Annotated in this window: 12 protein-coding genes; 9 read left to right on the forward strand and 3 right to left on the reverse strand. The window is 60.8% G+C overall.

Annotation, left to right across the window (positions count from 1 at the left end; genetic code table 11):
• Window positions 1–3: 3 nt before the first annotated feature.
• The 3 genes from fdhF to AC5YUO_RS24725 all read left to right on the forward strand — a co-directional run bounded on the left by fdhF (window position 4) and on the right by AC5YUO_RS24725 (window position 5069).
• A complete protein-coding gene (gene fdhF, locus AC5YUO_RS24715) occupies window positions 4–2886 on the forward strand; it encodes a formate dehydrogenase subunit alpha (RefSeq protein WP_496155636.1) in 2883 nt (960 codons plus the stop codon).
• Window positions 2887–2957: 71 nt separating this feature from the next.
• Complete coding sequence (locus AC5YUO_RS24720) at window positions 2958–3302, forward strand: formate dehydrogenase subunit delta (RefSeq protein WP_496155637.1); 345 nt, start codon at window positions 2958–2960, stop codon at window positions 3300–3302.
• Between the two features lie 114 nt (window positions 3303–3416).
• On the forward strand, window positions 3417–5069 hold the full coding sequence (locus tag AC5YUO_RS24725) for an OFA family MFS transporter (RefSeq protein ID WP_496155638.1): 1653 nt from the start codon (window positions 3417–3419) through the stop codon (window positions 5067–5069).
• Window positions 5070–5240: 171 nt separating this feature from the next.
• Here AC5YUO_RS24725 and AC5YUO_RS24730 read toward each other — a convergent pair whose 3' ends face one another.
• From AC5YUO_RS24730 to AC5YUO_RS24740, 3 genes are read right to left on the reverse strand one after another with little or no spacing between them, the layout of a single operon-like run.
• Window positions 5241–6137: a dihydrodipicolinate synthase family protein gene (locus AC5YUO_RS24730; protein WP_496155640.1), complete on the reverse strand. Its 897-nt coding sequence runs from the start codon at window positions 6135–6137 to the stop codon at window positions 5241–5243.
• Window positions 6138–6168: 31 nt separating this feature from the next.
• Window positions 6169–7050 carry an SMP-30/gluconolactonase/LRE family protein gene (locus tag AC5YUO_RS24735; RefSeq protein WP_496155641.1) on the reverse strand — a complete coding sequence of 294 codons (882 nt, stop codon included), beginning with the start codon at window positions 7048–7050 and terminating at the stop codon, window positions 6169–6171.
• A gap of 55 nt (window positions 7051–7105) precedes the next feature.
• The gene (locus AC5YUO_RS24740; protein ID WP_174030028.1) at window positions 7106–7825 is read right to left on the reverse strand and encodes a FadR/GntR family transcriptional regulator; all 720 of its coding nucleotides are present in this window, start codon (window positions 7823–7825) and stop codon (window positions 7106–7108) included.
• A gap of 301 nt (window positions 7826–8126) precedes the next feature.
• Here AC5YUO_RS24740 and AC5YUO_RS24745 point away from each other — a divergent pair, with 301 nt between their 5' ends.
• From AC5YUO_RS24745 to AC5YUO_RS24770, 6 genes are all read left to right on the forward strand, one after another.
• Window positions 8127–10076, forward strand: a complete 1950-nt coding sequence (locus AC5YUO_RS24745) for an ABC transporter substrate-binding protein (protein WP_496155642.1) — start codon at window positions 8127–8129, stop codon at window positions 10074–10076.
• 121 nt (window positions 10077–10197) lie between these two features.
• The gene (locus tag AC5YUO_RS24750; RefSeq protein WP_110759619.1) at window positions 10198–11184 is read left to right on the forward strand and encodes an ABC transporter permease; all 987 of its coding nucleotides are present in this window, start codon (window positions 10198–10200) and stop codon (window positions 11182–11184) included.
• 9 nt (window positions 11185–11193) lie between these two features.
• On the forward strand, window positions 11194–12318 hold the full coding sequence (locus AC5YUO_RS24755; protein ID WP_496155643.1) for an ABC transporter permease: 1125 nt from the start codon (window positions 11194–11196) through the stop codon (window positions 12316–12318).
• A gap of 8 nt (window positions 12319–12326) precedes the next feature.
• Window positions 12327–14051, forward strand: a complete 1725-nt coding sequence (locus tag AC5YUO_RS24760) for an ABC transporter ATP-binding protein (protein ID WP_496155644.1) — start codon at window positions 12327–12329, stop codon at window positions 14049–14051.
• A gap of 44 nt (window positions 14052–14095) precedes the next feature.
• Window positions 14096–15283, forward strand: a complete 1188-nt coding sequence (locus AC5YUO_RS24765) for a galactarate dehydratase (RefSeq protein WP_142841998.1) — start codon at window positions 14096–14098, stop codon at window positions 15281–15283.
• Window positions 15270–16136, forward strand: coding sequence for an aldose epimerase family protein (locus AC5YUO_RS24770; RefSeq protein WP_496155645.1), 867 nt, complete (start codon window positions 15270–15272; stop codon window positions 16134–16136). The genes AC5YUO_RS24765 and AC5YUO_RS24770 overlap by 14 nt, the downstream gene beginning before the upstream one ends.
• Window positions 16137–16194 lie beyond the last annotated feature (58 nt).

The following is a 16194-nucleotide window of genomic DNA, read 5'->3' on the forward strand; positions in this document are numbered from 1 at the left end:
ACCATGGCCCTTGTGACAGAATTCGACTATGGAACCCCGAAATCCCTCGCAACGGATATGGTGACGCTGACCATCGACGGACGGCAGGTGACCGTGCCGGCGGGAACCTCGATCATGCGCGCATCCCGGGAAGCGGGCATCGATGTTCCGAAACTCTGCGCCACCGATATGGTGGACGCCTTCGGCTCCTGCCGGCTCTGTCTTATCGAGGTGGAGGGCCGCAACGGTACCCCCGCCTCCTGCACCACGCCTGTTGCCCCCGGTCTCGTCGTGCACACGCAGACGGAGCGGCTGAAGCAGATCCGCAAGGGCGTGATGGAGCTTTATATTTCCGATCACCCGCTCGACTGTCTGACCTGCGCCGCCAATGGCGATTGCGAGCTGCAGGATATGGCGGGTGCGGTGGGCCTGCGCGATGTGCGCTACGGTTATGAAGGCGACAACCACGTCAAGGCCCGCACCGGTGAGGGCGATCTCAATGCCCGCTGGATGTCGAAGGACGAAAGCAATCCCTATTTCACCTATGATCCTTCCAAATGCATTGTCTGTTCCCGCTGCGTACGCGCCTGTGAGGAAGTGCAGGGCACCTTCGCACTGACGATCGAAGGGCGCGGTTTCGAAAGCCGTGTTTCGCCCGGCGCGCATGAGGCATTCCTCGATTCCGACTGCGTTTCCTGCGGCGCCTGCGTGCAAGCCTGTCCGACGGCGACGCTGACGGAAAAATCGGTGATCGAGATCGGCCAGCCGGAACATTCGCTGGTCACGACCTGCGCGTATTGCGGTGTCGGCTGCTCCTTCAAGGCGGAAATGCGCGGTGAAGAACTGGTGCGCATGGTGCCGTGGAAGGACGGGCAGGCCAATCGCGGCCATTCCTGCGTCAAGGGTCGCTTCGCTTATGGTTATGCCACCCACAGGGACCGCATTCTCAACCCGATGATCCGCGAAAAGATCAGCGATCCCTGGCGGGAAGTCACGTGGGAGGAGGCCTTCTCCCACGTCGCCTCGGAGTTTAAGCGGATTCAAGGCACCTATGGCCGGGAATCCATCGGCGGCATCACCTCGTCGCGCTGCACGAATGAAGAAACCTTCCTCGTTCAGAAACTCATCCGCGCCGGCTTCGGCAACAATAACGTCGATACCTGCGCCCGCGTCTGCCATTCGCCGACCGGTTACGGTCTCGGTCAGGCTTTCGGCACCTCCGCCGGCACGCAGAATTTCGACAGTGTCGAGCAATCCGATGTGGTGCTGGTCATCGGCGCCAATCCGACGGATGGGCATCCGGTTTTCGGCTCGCGGCTGAAGAAACGGCTGCGTCAGGGCGCTAAGCTCATCGTCATCGATCCGCGCCGGATCGATCTCGTCCGCACGCCGCATGTGGAGGCGTCCTTCCACCTGCCGCTGAAGCCCGGAACGAATGTCGCGGTGCTGACGGCGCTTGCCCATGTCATCGTCTCGGAAGGCCTGTTCAACGAAGCCTTCATTCGCGAGCGTTGCGACTGGTCGGAATTCGAGGATTGGGCCGCCTTCGTTGCAGAACCTCAGCACAGCCCGGAAGAAACCGAAAGCTTCACCGGCGTGCCGGCGGAAGAAGTGCGGGGTGCAGCACGCCTTTATGCCAGGGGCGGCAATGGCGCCATCTATTACGGGCTCGGTGTCACCGAACACAGCCAAGGGTCTACCACGGTGATGGCGATCGCCAACCTCGCCATGGCGACCGGCAATATCGGCCGCCCCGGCGTGGGGGTCAATCCGCTGCGCGGGCAGAACAATGTTCAGGGCTCCTGCGACATGGGGTCTTTCCCGCACGAGCTTCCCGGCTACCGGCATATTTCCGACGATGCGACGCGCGACATTTTCGAGAAACTCTGGGGTGTGAAGCTCAACAACGAGCCGGGGCTGCGCATTCCCAACATGCTCGATGCGGCCGTGGATGGCAGCTTCAAGGGCATCTATATTCAGGGCGAGGATATTCTCCAGTCCGATCCGGATACGAAGCATGTTTCGGCCGGTCTCGCTGCGATGGAATGTGTCGTGGTGCACGATCTCTTCCTGAACGAGACGGCGAATTACGCCCATGTCTTCCTGCCGGGTTCCACCTTCCTCGAAAAGGACGGCACCTTCACCAATGCCGAGCGCCGCATCAACCGCGTGCGCAAGGTCATGTCGCCGAAGAACGGTTATGCCGACTGGGAAGTGACGCAGAAGCTGGCGCAGGCCATGGGACTTGCGTGGAATTACGCGCACCCGTCCGAGATCATGGACGAGATCGCCGCGACGACGCCAAGCTTTGCCGGCGTCTCCTACGACTATCTGGAAGAGAAGGGTTCGGTGCAGTGGCCCTGCAACGAGAAATTCCCCGAGGGTTCGCCGATCATGCATGTGGACGGTTTTGTCCGCGGCAAGGGCAAGTTTATCCGCACCGAATATGTGGCGACGGACGAACGCACCGGTCCGCGGTTCCCGCTGCTGCTCACCACCGGCCGCATCCTGTCGCAATACAATGTCGGCGCGCAGACGCGGCGCACCGAAAACGTCGTCTGGCATGAGGAGGATCGTCTCGAAATCCATCCGCACGATGCCGAACAGCGCGGCGTGAAGGATGGCGACTGGATCAAGCTCGCCAGCCGGTCTGGAGACACGACGCTGCGGGCTTTGATCACCGACCGTGTGGCGCCGGGTGTGGTCTATACGACCTTCCACCATCCCGGCACGCAGGCGAACGTCATCACCACCGACTTCTCCGACTGGGCAACCAACTGTCCCGAATACAAGGTGACCGCCGTGCAGGTCTCGCCCTCCAACGGGCCAACCGAATGGCAGGAGGAATATGATGCGCTTGGCCGCCGGTCGCGACGGATCGCCGGCAAGCTCGAAGCGGCGGAATAAGGAGGGCCGGGTGCGCCCGGCCTTATGACACACAGAGGCGCCGGCCGGCTGCCGGCGCGGGGGAATAGGTCATGTTGCTCAACCACACCGATGAAAAGCTGGTGCGAATGGCGAACCAGATTGCGACATTCTTTCTGTCGCAGCCGGAAGATATTCGTATCGAAGGTGTCGCGACGCATATCAACAAGTTCTGGGAACCGCGCATGCGACGCCGGTTCTTCGAGATGGTGGATGCCGGTGCCGGTGATTTTCTGCCGCTGGTGCTGGCCGCCTCGAAGAAGATCAAGCGGCCCGATGATCCGGCAGCCGATGCCGTGGGTCTCGGCGACGATGCAAAGGGCGCACAGGGCGGGAAGGGACCAATTGCGGGTGAGTCCCTTTCGGAACCGAGCGTGCCGGAAAGCACGGAGGCGTGAGCAGCACGGCTGCAAAATCAGACTTTCGGCCGGACAGGGGACGTTCGGCGATATCGGTGTTCGCCTGACGGGCGAACGTGACATGTCCAGACATTCACGAGGGAGGTAATGTCAATGGCAGTAGCAGATGCAACGGCGGGAGAGGCGGCGCAAGCCGGGTTTTTGGACCGCGAACGAATAATCGCAAGACCGGGTTTCAATCGCTGGCTGGTGCCGCCGGCCGCACTTGCCATTCATCTATGCATCGGCATGGCCTATGGCTTCAGCGTGTTCTGGCTGCCGCTGTCGAAGGCGCTGCCAGCCACGGACCCAAGCTGCTCCAGCCTCACCCTTCTGGGCGCGCTATTCACCACTCAGTGCAACTGGCGCGTCGCCGATCTCGGCTGGATCTATACGCTTTTCTTCGTTCTTCTGGGCTGCTCTGCGGCCATCTGGGGCGGCTGGCTGGAAAGAGTGGGGCCACGCAAGGCCGGCTTCGTTTCCGCCTGCTGCTGGTGCGGCGGTATTCTGGTGGCGGCGGTCGGTGTCATCACGCATCAATTATGGCTGATGTGGCTGGGCGCCGGCGTCATTGGCGGCATCGGGCTCGGGCTTGGTTATATTTCGCCCGTATCGACGTTGATCAAATGGTTTCCGGACCGTCGCGGCATGGCGACGGGCATGGCCATCATGGGCTTCGGTGGTGGAGCGATGATCGGTGCGCCGCTCGCCAATCTCCTGATGAACAGCTTCAAGACGGATGTTTCGGTCGGCGTCTGGCAGACTTTCGTCGTCATGGCCCTGATCTATTTCGCCTTCATGATGGCGGGCGCCTTCGGTTACCGCATTCCGCCATCGGGCTGGCGTCCGGAAGGCTGGACGGCGCCCTCCGCCAAAAGCGCCATGATAACCCATCGCCACGTGCATCTGCGCGATGCGCACAAGACGCCGCAATTCTGGCTGATCTGGGCGGTGCTGTGCCTGAACGTTTCGGCGGGTATCGGCGTCATCGGCATGGCCTCGCCCATGCTTCAGGAAATCTTCGCGGGCTCGCTGATCGGCTTGCCCGGCGTGGGCTTTGCGGATCTCGATGCCGGGCAGAAGGCGCAGATCGCGGCGATTGCGGCCGGCTTCACCGGTCTGCTTTCGCTCTTTAACATCGGTGGCCGCTTCTTCTGGGCGTCGATGTCCGACAAGATCGGCCGCAAGAACACTTACTTCTGCTTCTTCATTCTTGGCATCATTCTTTATGCGCTGGCGCCGACGCTGGCGACGATGGGCTCCAAGGCGCTCTTCGTTCTGGCCTTCGGCATCATCCTGTCCATGTATGGCGGTGGTTTCGCGACCATTCCGGCCTATCTCGCCGATATTTTCGGCACGCAGTTCGTCGGCGCAATCCACGGCCGCCTGCTGACGGCCTGGGCGACTGCCGGCATCGCCGGTCCGGTCGTCGTCAACTATATCCGCGAGGCGCAGATTGCGGCGGGTGTGGCGCCGGGACCAGCGCTTTATACCAGCACCATGTATATTCTGGCCGGCATGCTGGCGATCGGCCTTGTGGCCAATGCTTTCGTGCGACCGCTCTCGGACAAGTGGTTCATGTCTGATGCGGAGGTGGCGGCGCTGCAGGCGAAGACGGCGGCTGCCAATGCCGGCCCGACGGGTTCCTTTGGCATCGGACGTGGCGGGCTGGATACCAAGGCGGCCCTTGCCTGGATTGCTGTCGGTATTCCGCTTCTCTGGGGCGTGTGGGTTACCGTGAGGAGCAGTCTCGCGCTGTTCGGCTGAGCGTCCATCCCGGCGTATCGCCGGTATGTCACTTGATTCGGTCATAAAAAAAGGGGGGGGCGGCTTGGACCATGTTCGGTGAGCCGCCCCCCGATATTTGCAAAAACTCCGTTTTTCAGGGCAGGTTCAGATCCAGCCCCGAAAACATACGGCTGGCGGAAAATGCGCCCGTCAACGCCAACTGGCGAGCAAGCCTTCAAGCGTCTGACGATCCTGTTCGTCCAGACGGGCAAGCCCCGGCGCGCGCACCGGGCCGACCTTGAGCCCCAGAATTTCCATGGCTTCCTTCACCACGGTCACATTGGCGCCGTTGCGATAGCGTGTCCGCAGCCTTTCAAACAGCTCGATCTTTTCAACGATCTCGCGTGCCGCCGAAAAATCGCCTGATGTCAGGGCATCATGCACCTGCAGCGAGAATTGCGGAGCCACGTTGACGAGGCCGGATGTGAAACCGCGGGCGCCGACGGCCGAAAAGGCGGGCGCCCAGCTTTCCGCAAGGCCGCAGACATAAAGAGCACCCTTCGGATCGGAAGCGGCAATCGCCCGCGACAGAAGCATGATGTCGGTGGTTGCGAACTTGATGCCCGCAACATTCGGGTGGCTGGAAAGCCTTACCATGTCATCGACCGAAAAACCGTCCGCACGGACATAGGCGACAAGCGGCAATTCGCTGCCCTCGGCCAGACCGACGAAATAATCGATCTGCGATTGCGGCGCCGCAAAAGGGTCGACCGGCTGATGCGACATGACAGCGGATGCGCCCATTTCTTTTGCCTGGCGGGCCATGGCGAGAGCCTCGCGCTGCGAGCGTCCAATCGCCGCCGTGACCGGGGCTTTTCCGCTGACCCCTTTTATCGCGGCCTCATAAACCTTCAGAATTTCTGCTGGCGTCAAGGCGTAGAATTCACCGGTATTGCCGGCCGCGACGATATTATGGATGCCTGCTTTTGCAACGCGGGCGTAAACCTCGGCGGTGACACCGGTGTCCACTTCGCCGCTTGCATCATAGGCCGTTACCGGAACGCCGGAGATACCCTGCAGGGCCTGGCGAAAATCGAATGTGGTCATCAACGGGGTTCCTTCAGATCAAAGGTCATCTTCAGATGGAGAATTTGTGAACGGGTGTGCCAGCGACAGGGGCATCGAATGCTACGACGGTGCCGGCGGTGGTGATGCCGTCGGTTTCGGTCACGAGGCTTGTGAGATAGATCGTTTTGAGATCAGGACCGCCGAAACACGGCATGGTCGGGCCCCTGAACGGCACCCGATAGATCTCGAACAGTTTGCCGTCGGGCGAAAAACGGTTGAGACGCCCGGCCTGAACGCCAGCGCTCCAGTAACAGCCTTCGCTATCGGTCGCTGCCCCATCCGGCCTGCCTTCGTCCGGTGCGAAATCGTGAAGACGTTCGGCCGGACCGAGCCTGCCGGTCGCGACATCGAAATCGAACGCCTGATACATCAGCCCGCTGCTGTCGGAATGATACATGCGCGTGCCATCCGGGCTCCAGGCAAGCCCGTTTGAGGTGAACATGTCGCCGTCGATGATGCGTTCGACGCCACCATCCGGCGCGACGCGATAGAGGCGCGCATTGCCTGTCTGTATGGCGGCCTCGTCGCGGGTTCCGACCCAGAAATGGCCGTCCGGGCCGATCTTTCCATCGTTGAGGCGGCTGTCAGGCCGCCCTTCATCCGGGTCGCACAGAAGTTCAAGTGTTCCGCTTGCGGGATCAAGAAGATGCACGCCGGTCTTGAGGCCCGCCACGATGAGGCCATTGTCGCAAAGGCCGAGGCAACCCACCTCAGCGGGCATATCGTATCTGTCGAGCTTGCCGCCCGGATATAGGCAGAAAATGGCGGGGGCGAGAATATCGACAAACCACAGATTACCGGTCCGCTCGTCCCATGCCGGTGATTCGCCGACTTTCAATGGCGTGTCGATGAGGGCGCGGAGTTTCGGTTCCATGATGCGCGGCTGGCTCACTGATTATTCTCCCATCGCCCTGTACGGTCTCGTTCTTCGAAATGCGGAAACGGTTCTAGCTGCCGACGCCCTGAAACATGCGCGCGCGCGCCTTCAGGATGTGATCTTTCATCGCGTCATGCGCTGCCTGTTCCCGCCGGGCAAAAATCGCTTCCACGATTGCCGTATGCTCGTTCTGCACCTCGCGCACATGTTGCGGCGTGCGCTTGAGGCTGAGGCTGCGTGTCACTGACTGGCCGATCGCGAAATGCGGCTTGAACCAGATCCGCACGGTGATGTGGAACTGGTTGTGGCTCGCTTTCGCAATGGCTTCATGCAGGGCAAAGTCTTCCTCCGCACCAAGATCGTTGCGCTCCAGACACTGTTCCAGCGCCGCAATGGCCTGCTCGATGCGGGTTTTGTCGGCGGCCTGCCAGTTGCGCGCCGCAAGTTCGGCGGCTGCAGATTCAAGGCCGGACCGGAATTCGAAGAACCGCTGCACGTCGGCAAGCGAGCCGACAGGCACCTGCTGCAACACGGACGAATCCGGCTGCTGGCGCACATAGGAGCCCGATCCCTTCTGGGAGACGATGAGGCCATCGTTTCGCAGCCGCTCCAGGGCTTCGCGCACGACCGGCCGGGATGCGCCGAACAACGACGCCAGATTCTGTTCCGATGGCAGCCGCTCGTTCATGGGAAACCGCCCGTCCGAAATCATGCCGATGATCTTTTCGTAGATGATGTCGCTCAGCCTGGTCTCGCCGCGAGCGGCGGCAGATGCGGTTTGATTGTCCATCAGCAGCCCTTCCGTTGCAAATCGCTGAAGTTAATGGATTTCCTGCATTTCAATCGCAACAGAAATACCGGGGTTTTTGTAAGCGAGGGTGCTGTCGTGCCGATTTTTTCGTCAAGCCTGATCCTGAAAACCAATCTACGAATAAAAAATATGTAAAAAGCTGTCAATACTTGTAATCATCTGAAAACGCCCATATGGTCTGCCCCTGCCGATGGAGGATCGGTGTGCTGGCTGGCCGGGAGGGCCGTTGCGGTTCGGTGAAAGCCGTCTCGCTGCCGGTGATTTTTTGGGAGGATAATCGATGCGCGATGGGGATAAATTTTCGCTTGGCGTGACGCGCCGAACCTTCATGGCGGGGCTTGGGGGCGTCGCCGCCCTTTCCGTCATCGGGACCTCGGCCAGGGCTGCCACCGGCGGCCAAGCGCCGGAGCTGGAGGCGCTGGTTAAGGACGGCAAATTGCCGCCTTTGGCCGAACGCCTGCCGAAAAATCCGATGGTGGTGACACCGCATGAAAAGATCGGCACCTATGGCGGCACATTGCGCCGTGGCCTGCGCGGCTCGTCGGACCATAACGGCATCCTGCGCATGGTTGGCAATCAGGGGCTGGTTCGCTGGAACATGGACTTCACCGAGGTTCTGCCAAACCTTGCGGTGAAATGGGAAGTCAACGAGGACGCTTCGCAATTCACCTTCCATCTGCTGGAGGGCGCAAAATGGTCGGATGGTCATCCCTTCACCGCAGATGACGTGGTGTTCGCCATTGAGGACTGCATCAAGAACAAGGAGCTTTACAGCGCCACGCCTGCGCAGCTTTCCGTGGCCGGCAAGGCCGTCGATGTCGAGAAGGTCGATGATTTCACGGTAAAGTTCAAATTCGCAGCGCCGAATGCGCTTTATCTGGAAAACCTCGCAACCCCGCTCGGCCAGCATCCGACGCTGTTTCCCAAGCATTATTGCAGCAAGTTCCTGCCGAAATACAACACGGCGCTGGATGCCGATGTGAAGGCGGCCGGCGTATCGAGCTGGACGGAACTGTTCCGCGCCAAGTGCGGCGATATCGAAATTCCATCCCGCTGGTCGAATGTCGACAAGCCGACACTGGACCCCTGGGTGGTGAAGGAACCCTATTCCGGCGGCGCGACCCGCGTGGTCATGACCCGTAACCCTTACTTCTGGCAGGTCGATACCGAAGGCAACCAGCTGCCCTATATCGATGAAATCAATTTCGGCATTTCGCAGGACGTGGAATCGCTGATGCTGAATGTCATTTCCGGCAAGATCGACATTCAGGAGCGGCATATCAGCGTTCTCGCCAACAAGCCCACCCTGTCGCAGAACATGAAAAAGGGTGACTACCGCCTGCTGACGCTGGTGCCCTCTGCCTCGCAGCAGTGCCAGATTTACCTGAACATTACCCACAAAGACCCGGCGATGCGCAAGATGTTCGCCGACAAGTCCTTCCGTCAGGCGCTGTCCATCGCGCTCAACCGGCAGGAAATCATCGACATCGTCTATTTCGGTCAGAGCGAGGGATATCAGGCCGGGCCACGCCCGACACACCCCTGGTATAATGAAAAGCTGGCGCGGCAATTCACCGAATACGATGCGGACAAGGCCAATGAACTGCTCGACAAGGCCGGTTACGACAAGAAGAATGGCAATGGCATGCGGCTTCGTCCCGACGGCCAGCCGATCTTCTTCTCCATCGACGTCATCCCGACGCTTTATCCCGATCTGGTCGATGCGCTGGAACTGGTGAAGGCGCAGTGGGCGCAGATCGGCGTCGATATCAAGGTCAATACCATCGAACGCGCGCTCTATTACACACGCGGCGATGACAACGCCCATGATGCGGCGGTCTGGCCCGGCCCCGGAGGCCTCGATCCGATGCTCGATCCGCGCGATTTCTTCGCCTTCCATCCGCAGGGTTCGCGTTACGCCATTCCGTGGGCACTCTGGTACACCTCGAATGGCCAGAAGGGCGAAGAGCCGCCGGAAAGCCAGAAGAAACGTTTCAAGCTGTTTGACGAGGCGCGCTCCACGGCCGACCTTGCCAAGCGCGGCGAGAAGATGAAGGAAATCTTCGACATCGCGGCGGAAGAGTTCGAGACGATCGGTCTTTGCCTTGCCGTTGGCGGTTTCGGCATCATCCGCAACAATCTGCGCAATGTGCCGGAAACCGAACCCGACAGCTGGACATGGCCCAATCCCGGTCCGGCGCTGCCGCAACAATTCACCTTCACAAGCTGACATCGCCACATGGGCGTCGCTGCCCCAAAGCAGCGACGCCTCTCAGGTTGTTTCGACCACCCGCAGCCCGTCTCCTCAGTGGGAGGCGGCGCGTGCGGCACAATGTGATTGCGAGAACGACATGCTGCTTTTTATCGTAAAACGCCTGCTGTGGATGATACCGTCCCTGTTTGCCGTCAGTTTCCTTGCCTTTGTCCTGATCCAGCTGCCACCCGGCGATTATGTGACGACCTATATCGCCACCCTGGCGGCTTCCAACGAGGTCATCGACCACAATACGGCGGCGCAGCTGCGTGAACGCTTCGGTCTCGATGACCCGATGATCGTGCAATATCTGAAATGGATATGGGGCATCATCAGCCGCGGTGATTTCGGCATTTCGTTCGAATGGCAGCAGCCGGTTTCCGGCCTCATCTGGGAGCGCATGGCGCTGACGCTGGTTCTGGCCGTCGCCAGCCTTCTCGCCACCTGGGCCATCGCCCTTCCGATCGGCGTTTTCTCCGCCGTGCGCAAATATTCGATCGGCGATTATCTCTTCACCGCCTTCTCGTTTTTCGGCCTCTCCATACCCTCGTTCCTGCTGGCGCTGGTGCTGATGTATGTGGCGGCGGTGGAGTTCGGGGCTGATGTCGGCGGGCTGTTTTCGGCGGAATATGAAACGGCGTCCTGGAGCATCGCCAAGATGATGGACCTGATGGCCCATATCTGGCTGCCGGTCGCCATCCTTGCCGTGTCATCCACCGCAAGCCTCATCCGCGTCATGCGCGCCAATATGCTGGACGAATTGCCCAAGCCCTATGTGACCACGGCGCGGGCGAAGGGATTGTCCGAGTTCAAGCTGCTGACGAAATACCCGCTCAGAATTGCGCTCAACCCGTTCATTTCCACCATCGCATGGTTGCTGCCCAATCTCATTTCGGGCTCCGTGGTGGTCGCCATCGTGCTCAATCTGCCGACGGCCGCACCGCTGCTTCTGCAGTCGTTGATGGCGCAGGACATGTATCTCGCCGGCGCTTTCGTGCTGTTGATCTGCGCGCTGACGCTGATCGGATCGCTTATCAGCGACATCCTGCTTGCGCTGGTCGATCCGCGCATCCGTCTCGAATAGGAGGGCGCCATGAGCGATATCACTATGACCACCAATGCCCGGCAGGACCGTGCCGCCGTCGCCTCGCAGTGGCAGCTCATCTGGTGGGCTTTCAAGCGCCACAAGCTGGCCATGGCCGCCCTGTTCATCACCGTCGCCATGTATATCGTCGCGCTGGTGCCGGGCTTCTTCGCCATCAACGACCCGGTGCTGCAGAATGCCCGCGCCACCTTCCATCCGCCGCAACGCGTCCACTTCATCGATACGACCGACGGTTTCTCGCTCGGGCTGCATTATTATCCGCTTAAGCTGACCCGCAATCCCGAGACGCTGGCGGCGGTGTTCGTCGAAGATACGGCGACGAAAATCCCGGTCCAGCTTTTCGGACGTGGTTACGAATATTCCGTGTTCGGCCTGTTCACCACGGATATCCACCTGCTTGCTTCCACCGACAAGACGCGGCCGCTGTTTCTTTTCGGTGCGGATCGTCTCGGCCGTGATGTCTTCAGCCGCGTCGTGCAGGGGTCGCAGATTTCGCTGTCGATCGGTCTTGTCGGTGTGTTCTTCTCGCTGCTGCTTGGTGTCGTTCTCGGCGGCATCTCCGGTTATTATGGCGGACGCATCGATTTCGTCATGCAGCGCGTGATCGATTTCGTTTTGTCTCTGCCCACCATTCCCATCTGGCTGGCAATGGCCGCCGCCCTGCCGCAGGGTTGGCCGGCAACGCTGCAATACATGATGATCACCATCATCCTGTCCTTGACCGGCTGGGCGCAGCTTGCCCGCGTTGTGCGCGGCCGTTTCCTGTCACTCAGAACCGAAGAGTTCGTGGCCGCGGCCCGGCTGGATGGCGTGCCGGAAGGGCGCATCATCTTCCGCCACATGCTGCCGAGTTTTTCCAGCCATATCATCGCCTCGGTCACGCTTGCGGTTCCGGCGATGATCCTTGCGGAAACCTCGCTGTCCTTCCTTGGCCTCGGCCTTCAGCCGCCGACGATTTCCTGGGGCGTTTTGCTTCGCGAGGCGCAGAACATCCGCTCGATCGCAACCGCACCCTGGCTGTTCCTGCCCGGCGTCGCTGTTGTCGTTGCCGTCATGGCGCTCAATCTGCTCGGTGACGGCCTGCGCGACGCAGCCGACCCCTATAACAAGTGAGGCCCCGGATGAGCGATATTCTCTCCATGAAGCCAGCAAAGCCGCTGCTTGAAGTCCGTAATCTGGTCACCGAGTTTCCGGTCAGAAACGGCGTTTTCCGGGCGGTCAACGATCTGTCTTTTTCCATCGATCGCGGCAAGACGCTCTGCGTTGTCGGCGAAAGCGGTTCGGGCAAGTCCGTCACCGCCCGCTCGATCCTGCAGATCATCGACAGCCCCGGCTCCATCGCGTCCGGCTCGATCATCCTCAACCGCGCCGATGGCACGTCACTCGATCTTGCAAAGCTCGATCCGCGCAGCCGGGCCATCCGCTCGGTACGCGGCGCAGACATCGCGATGATCTTTCAGGAGCCGATGTCGTCGCTTTCACCCGTGCACACCGTGGGTGACCAGATCACCGAGGTGCTGCGGCTGCATTTGAAGATGAGCAAGGCACAGGCGCGGGCCGAGGCTATTGAGCTGTTGCGGCAGGTGGAAATCCCCAATCCTGAAAAGGCGCTGGATCGTTATGCCTTCCAGTATTCCGGCGGCATGCGCCAGCGCGCTATGATCGCCATGGCGCTGGCCTGCAAACCGCAATTACTGATCGCCGACGAACCGACGACGGCGCTTGACGTGACGACACAGGCCGAAATCCTCGACCTGATATCGCGGCTGCAAAAGGCGCATGGCATGGCGGTGCTGTTCATCACCCATGACATGGGTGTGGTGGCGCAGATTGCCGATGACGTGCTGGTCATGCATCACGGCGTTGCCAAGGAATATGGCACCGTCGAGCAGATATTCCACAGCCCGCAGGACCCCTATACCCGCATGTTGATCGGCTCGGTGCTGAAACTGGAGCAGAAAGCGGAAATCCGGCTTGCCCGCCCGCCACTCGATCTTGCCGCAGCGCCCATCCTGGAGGTCAACGACCTCTCCATGCATTTCGGTGAGATGAAGGCGCTGGATGGCGTCTCGATCAAACTGTTGCCCGGCGAGACGCTCGGCATCGTCGGCGAAAGCGGTTCCGGCAAGACCACGATGGGCCGCTCGATCATGCGCCTTTACGATCCGACCGGCGGCGAAATGCGCTATCGCCGGGCGGATGGCACGGTGGTGGATCTGGCCAAAATCGAAGGCGCCGAGCTGAAAGCCGCACGGCGCGAATTGCGCATGGTCTTCCAGGACCCGTTCGGCTCACTCAATCCGCGCATGACGGTGGCGCAGGTGATCGGCGAGCCGTTGCTGGTCAATGGCATTGCCAAGGGCAGGGAACTGGATGAACGCGTCTGCGCCCTAATGGAGCAGGTGGGTCTCGACCCGACCGGGCGTGAGCGTTACCCGCACGCCTTTTCGGGTGGCCAGCGCCAGCGCATCGGCATCGCCCGCGCCATCACGCTGAAGCCGCGCATCATCGTGGCGGATGAGGCGACCTCGGCGCTGGATGTGTCTGTGCGGTTCCAGGTGCTGGATCTGCTCATGCGGCTGCAGGACGAACTGGGGCTCGCTTACATCTTCATCAGCCACGATATCGGCGTCATCAGATACATGTGCGACCGCGTCGGGGTAATGTATCGCGGCAAGCTGGTGGAAGTGGGAGAGGCGGAAAAGGTGTGCAACGCGCCGGATCACCCTTATACGCAGGCGCTTCTTTCCGCCATTCCGCGCCCTGACCCACGCGACCGGGATCGCACCCGAAGGTTCCGTTATGTCGAGCCATCCGAGATCAAGAACGGGGTTGCGGCCCGATAACGTCGCGGCCGTTGCATCCTGCAATTCACGAGGAAGACTAAAGCATGAAAATCGATCGCATGCGGGTATTCGTCACCCGCGACAAGGACCGTCCCCGCGTTGTCGTCGCTCTCGATACCGATGACGGTCTGACCGGCTGGGGCGAATGTTACAATCACGGCCCGGATCTCGCCCTGCCGCCGTTGCTGGATTATCTCTACGGCTTCCTCGCTGGGCAGGACCCGACGCGGGTTGAATATCTCTACAATCTCCTTCTGCAGCAAAACCGTTTTCCGCCCGGCGCGCTCGGCCTTTCGGCCATCTCGGCGCTGGACCATTGCCTGTGGGACCTTGCCGCCAAGGCGGCGGGGGTGCCGGTCTACAAGCTGCTGGGCGGCGAAGTGCGCGACCGTATCAAGGTCTATGCCGGGGTCTACACGGCTCCGGACGCGCCGGCTGCAAAGGAAGAGTTCGATCGTCTGAATGAGGACTGGGGCTTCACGGCCTTCAAGCTCAGCCCGTGGCGCCTCGATATCCACGCCCATCGCTGGGGCGAGGTGGTGCGCAGTTCGGCCGAATATTTCCGCTCGCTGCGTGAAACCGTGCGGCCTGATTACGATATCGCCTTTGATGCCCATGCCAAGATTTTCGAGCCCGCAGCCGCCCGCCAGCTCGGCAACGCGCTTGCCCCTTACGATCCGCTGTTCTTCGAGGAGCCTTTGCGTCCGGAAAACATCGAGATGTGGGGAGACCTGAAGCAGGGGCTGAACTGCACGCTGGCAACAGGGGAAAGTCTGTATCATCGCAATGAGTTCCTGCGTCTTCTTCAGGTAAAGGGTGCGGATATCATCCAGCCCGATATCTGCGTCGTCGGCGGCATTTCGGAGATGCGCCGCATCGCCACGCTTGCGGAAGCCCATTTCGTCAGCATCGCGCCGCATAACCCGATGGGGCCGCTCGCCACCGCCGTCAATGTGCATTTTTCCGCTGCCCAGCAGAATTTCCGTATTCTCGAATACCGGCTGCCGAAAGGGCAATGCTACGTCTATGGCGGCACCGATCTGGAAAAACGCGAGGATGAAACCCGTTATGTCGTCGACCCCTATCTGCCGAAGGACGGATATCTGGAACTGAGGCCGGATCGCCCCGGCTGGGGTGTCGAGATGGATGAAAAAGCCATGCAGGAAGATGGTTATGTTCACTGGCAGAGGCGGGTACCAAAACGTCCTGACGGATCCTATGCCTTCGCCTGAAACGGTTGCGATAAGCTGCGGGCCGTTTTCGGCCCGCCTGCGCCCCGCATGGGGCGGCAGGATGACCCATCTGCACCATGCCGACCACGGCGATATTCTGGTGCCTACGGGCGAGGACGGTTTCGAGCCGCTCAACTGGCCGCGCGCCGGCGCATACCCGCTGTTCCCTTATCACAACCGGCTTTATGGCGGCTCATTCGTTCATGCCGGCATCCGCCATAACCTCCTGCCACATCCTGCGCTCGCGCCGGATGCCATGCATGGGCCTGCGCACCGGCGCGCATGGGAGATTTCCGATCTGGATTTCGATCGGGCCGGGCTGGTACTCGACTATGAGGCTGACGGGGAATGGCCCTTTTCTTTCCGCGCCGAACAGTCCTTTCTGCTTGAAAACACCGGCCTCACCGTGGATCTGTCGATCACCAATCTCGCGGACGTGCCCGCGCCGATGGCGCTCGGATGGCATCCCTATCTGGCCGCCGGACTTGGTTGCGACGCGCGCACGGATGCCAGACTGCAATATCTGCTGGACCCGCAGAACGTGCCGACCGGCCAGCCGGCAGTCCCTCGCCACAACACCGCCATTCCCGCCGCAACGGGATACACGTTGCATTATACCGACTGGTCAAATGCACATGTGCAATTTGACAGGTTTTCGCTGCGGATCGAGGCCGATCCTATTTTTGGCCATCTCGCCGTTCACCGCATGGACCGCTATCTTTGCCTCGAGCCCGTTTCCATGGCCGCCGCAGCGCTTGGCGTGCCGGAGACGCAGCGGGAAGTGTTTGGTGTCAGGATCATCCCGCCCGGAGAGCGCCTGTCGGGACGCATCCGGCTTTCCATCGGGCCTTGAGGAGCACAGGGCGCGTGAGAACGTCATGCGCCTGCGCCTACTTCACTTTCAAAAAAAC

It is taken from the genome of Agrobacterium sp. LEGMi-208b (assembly GCF_059511785.1).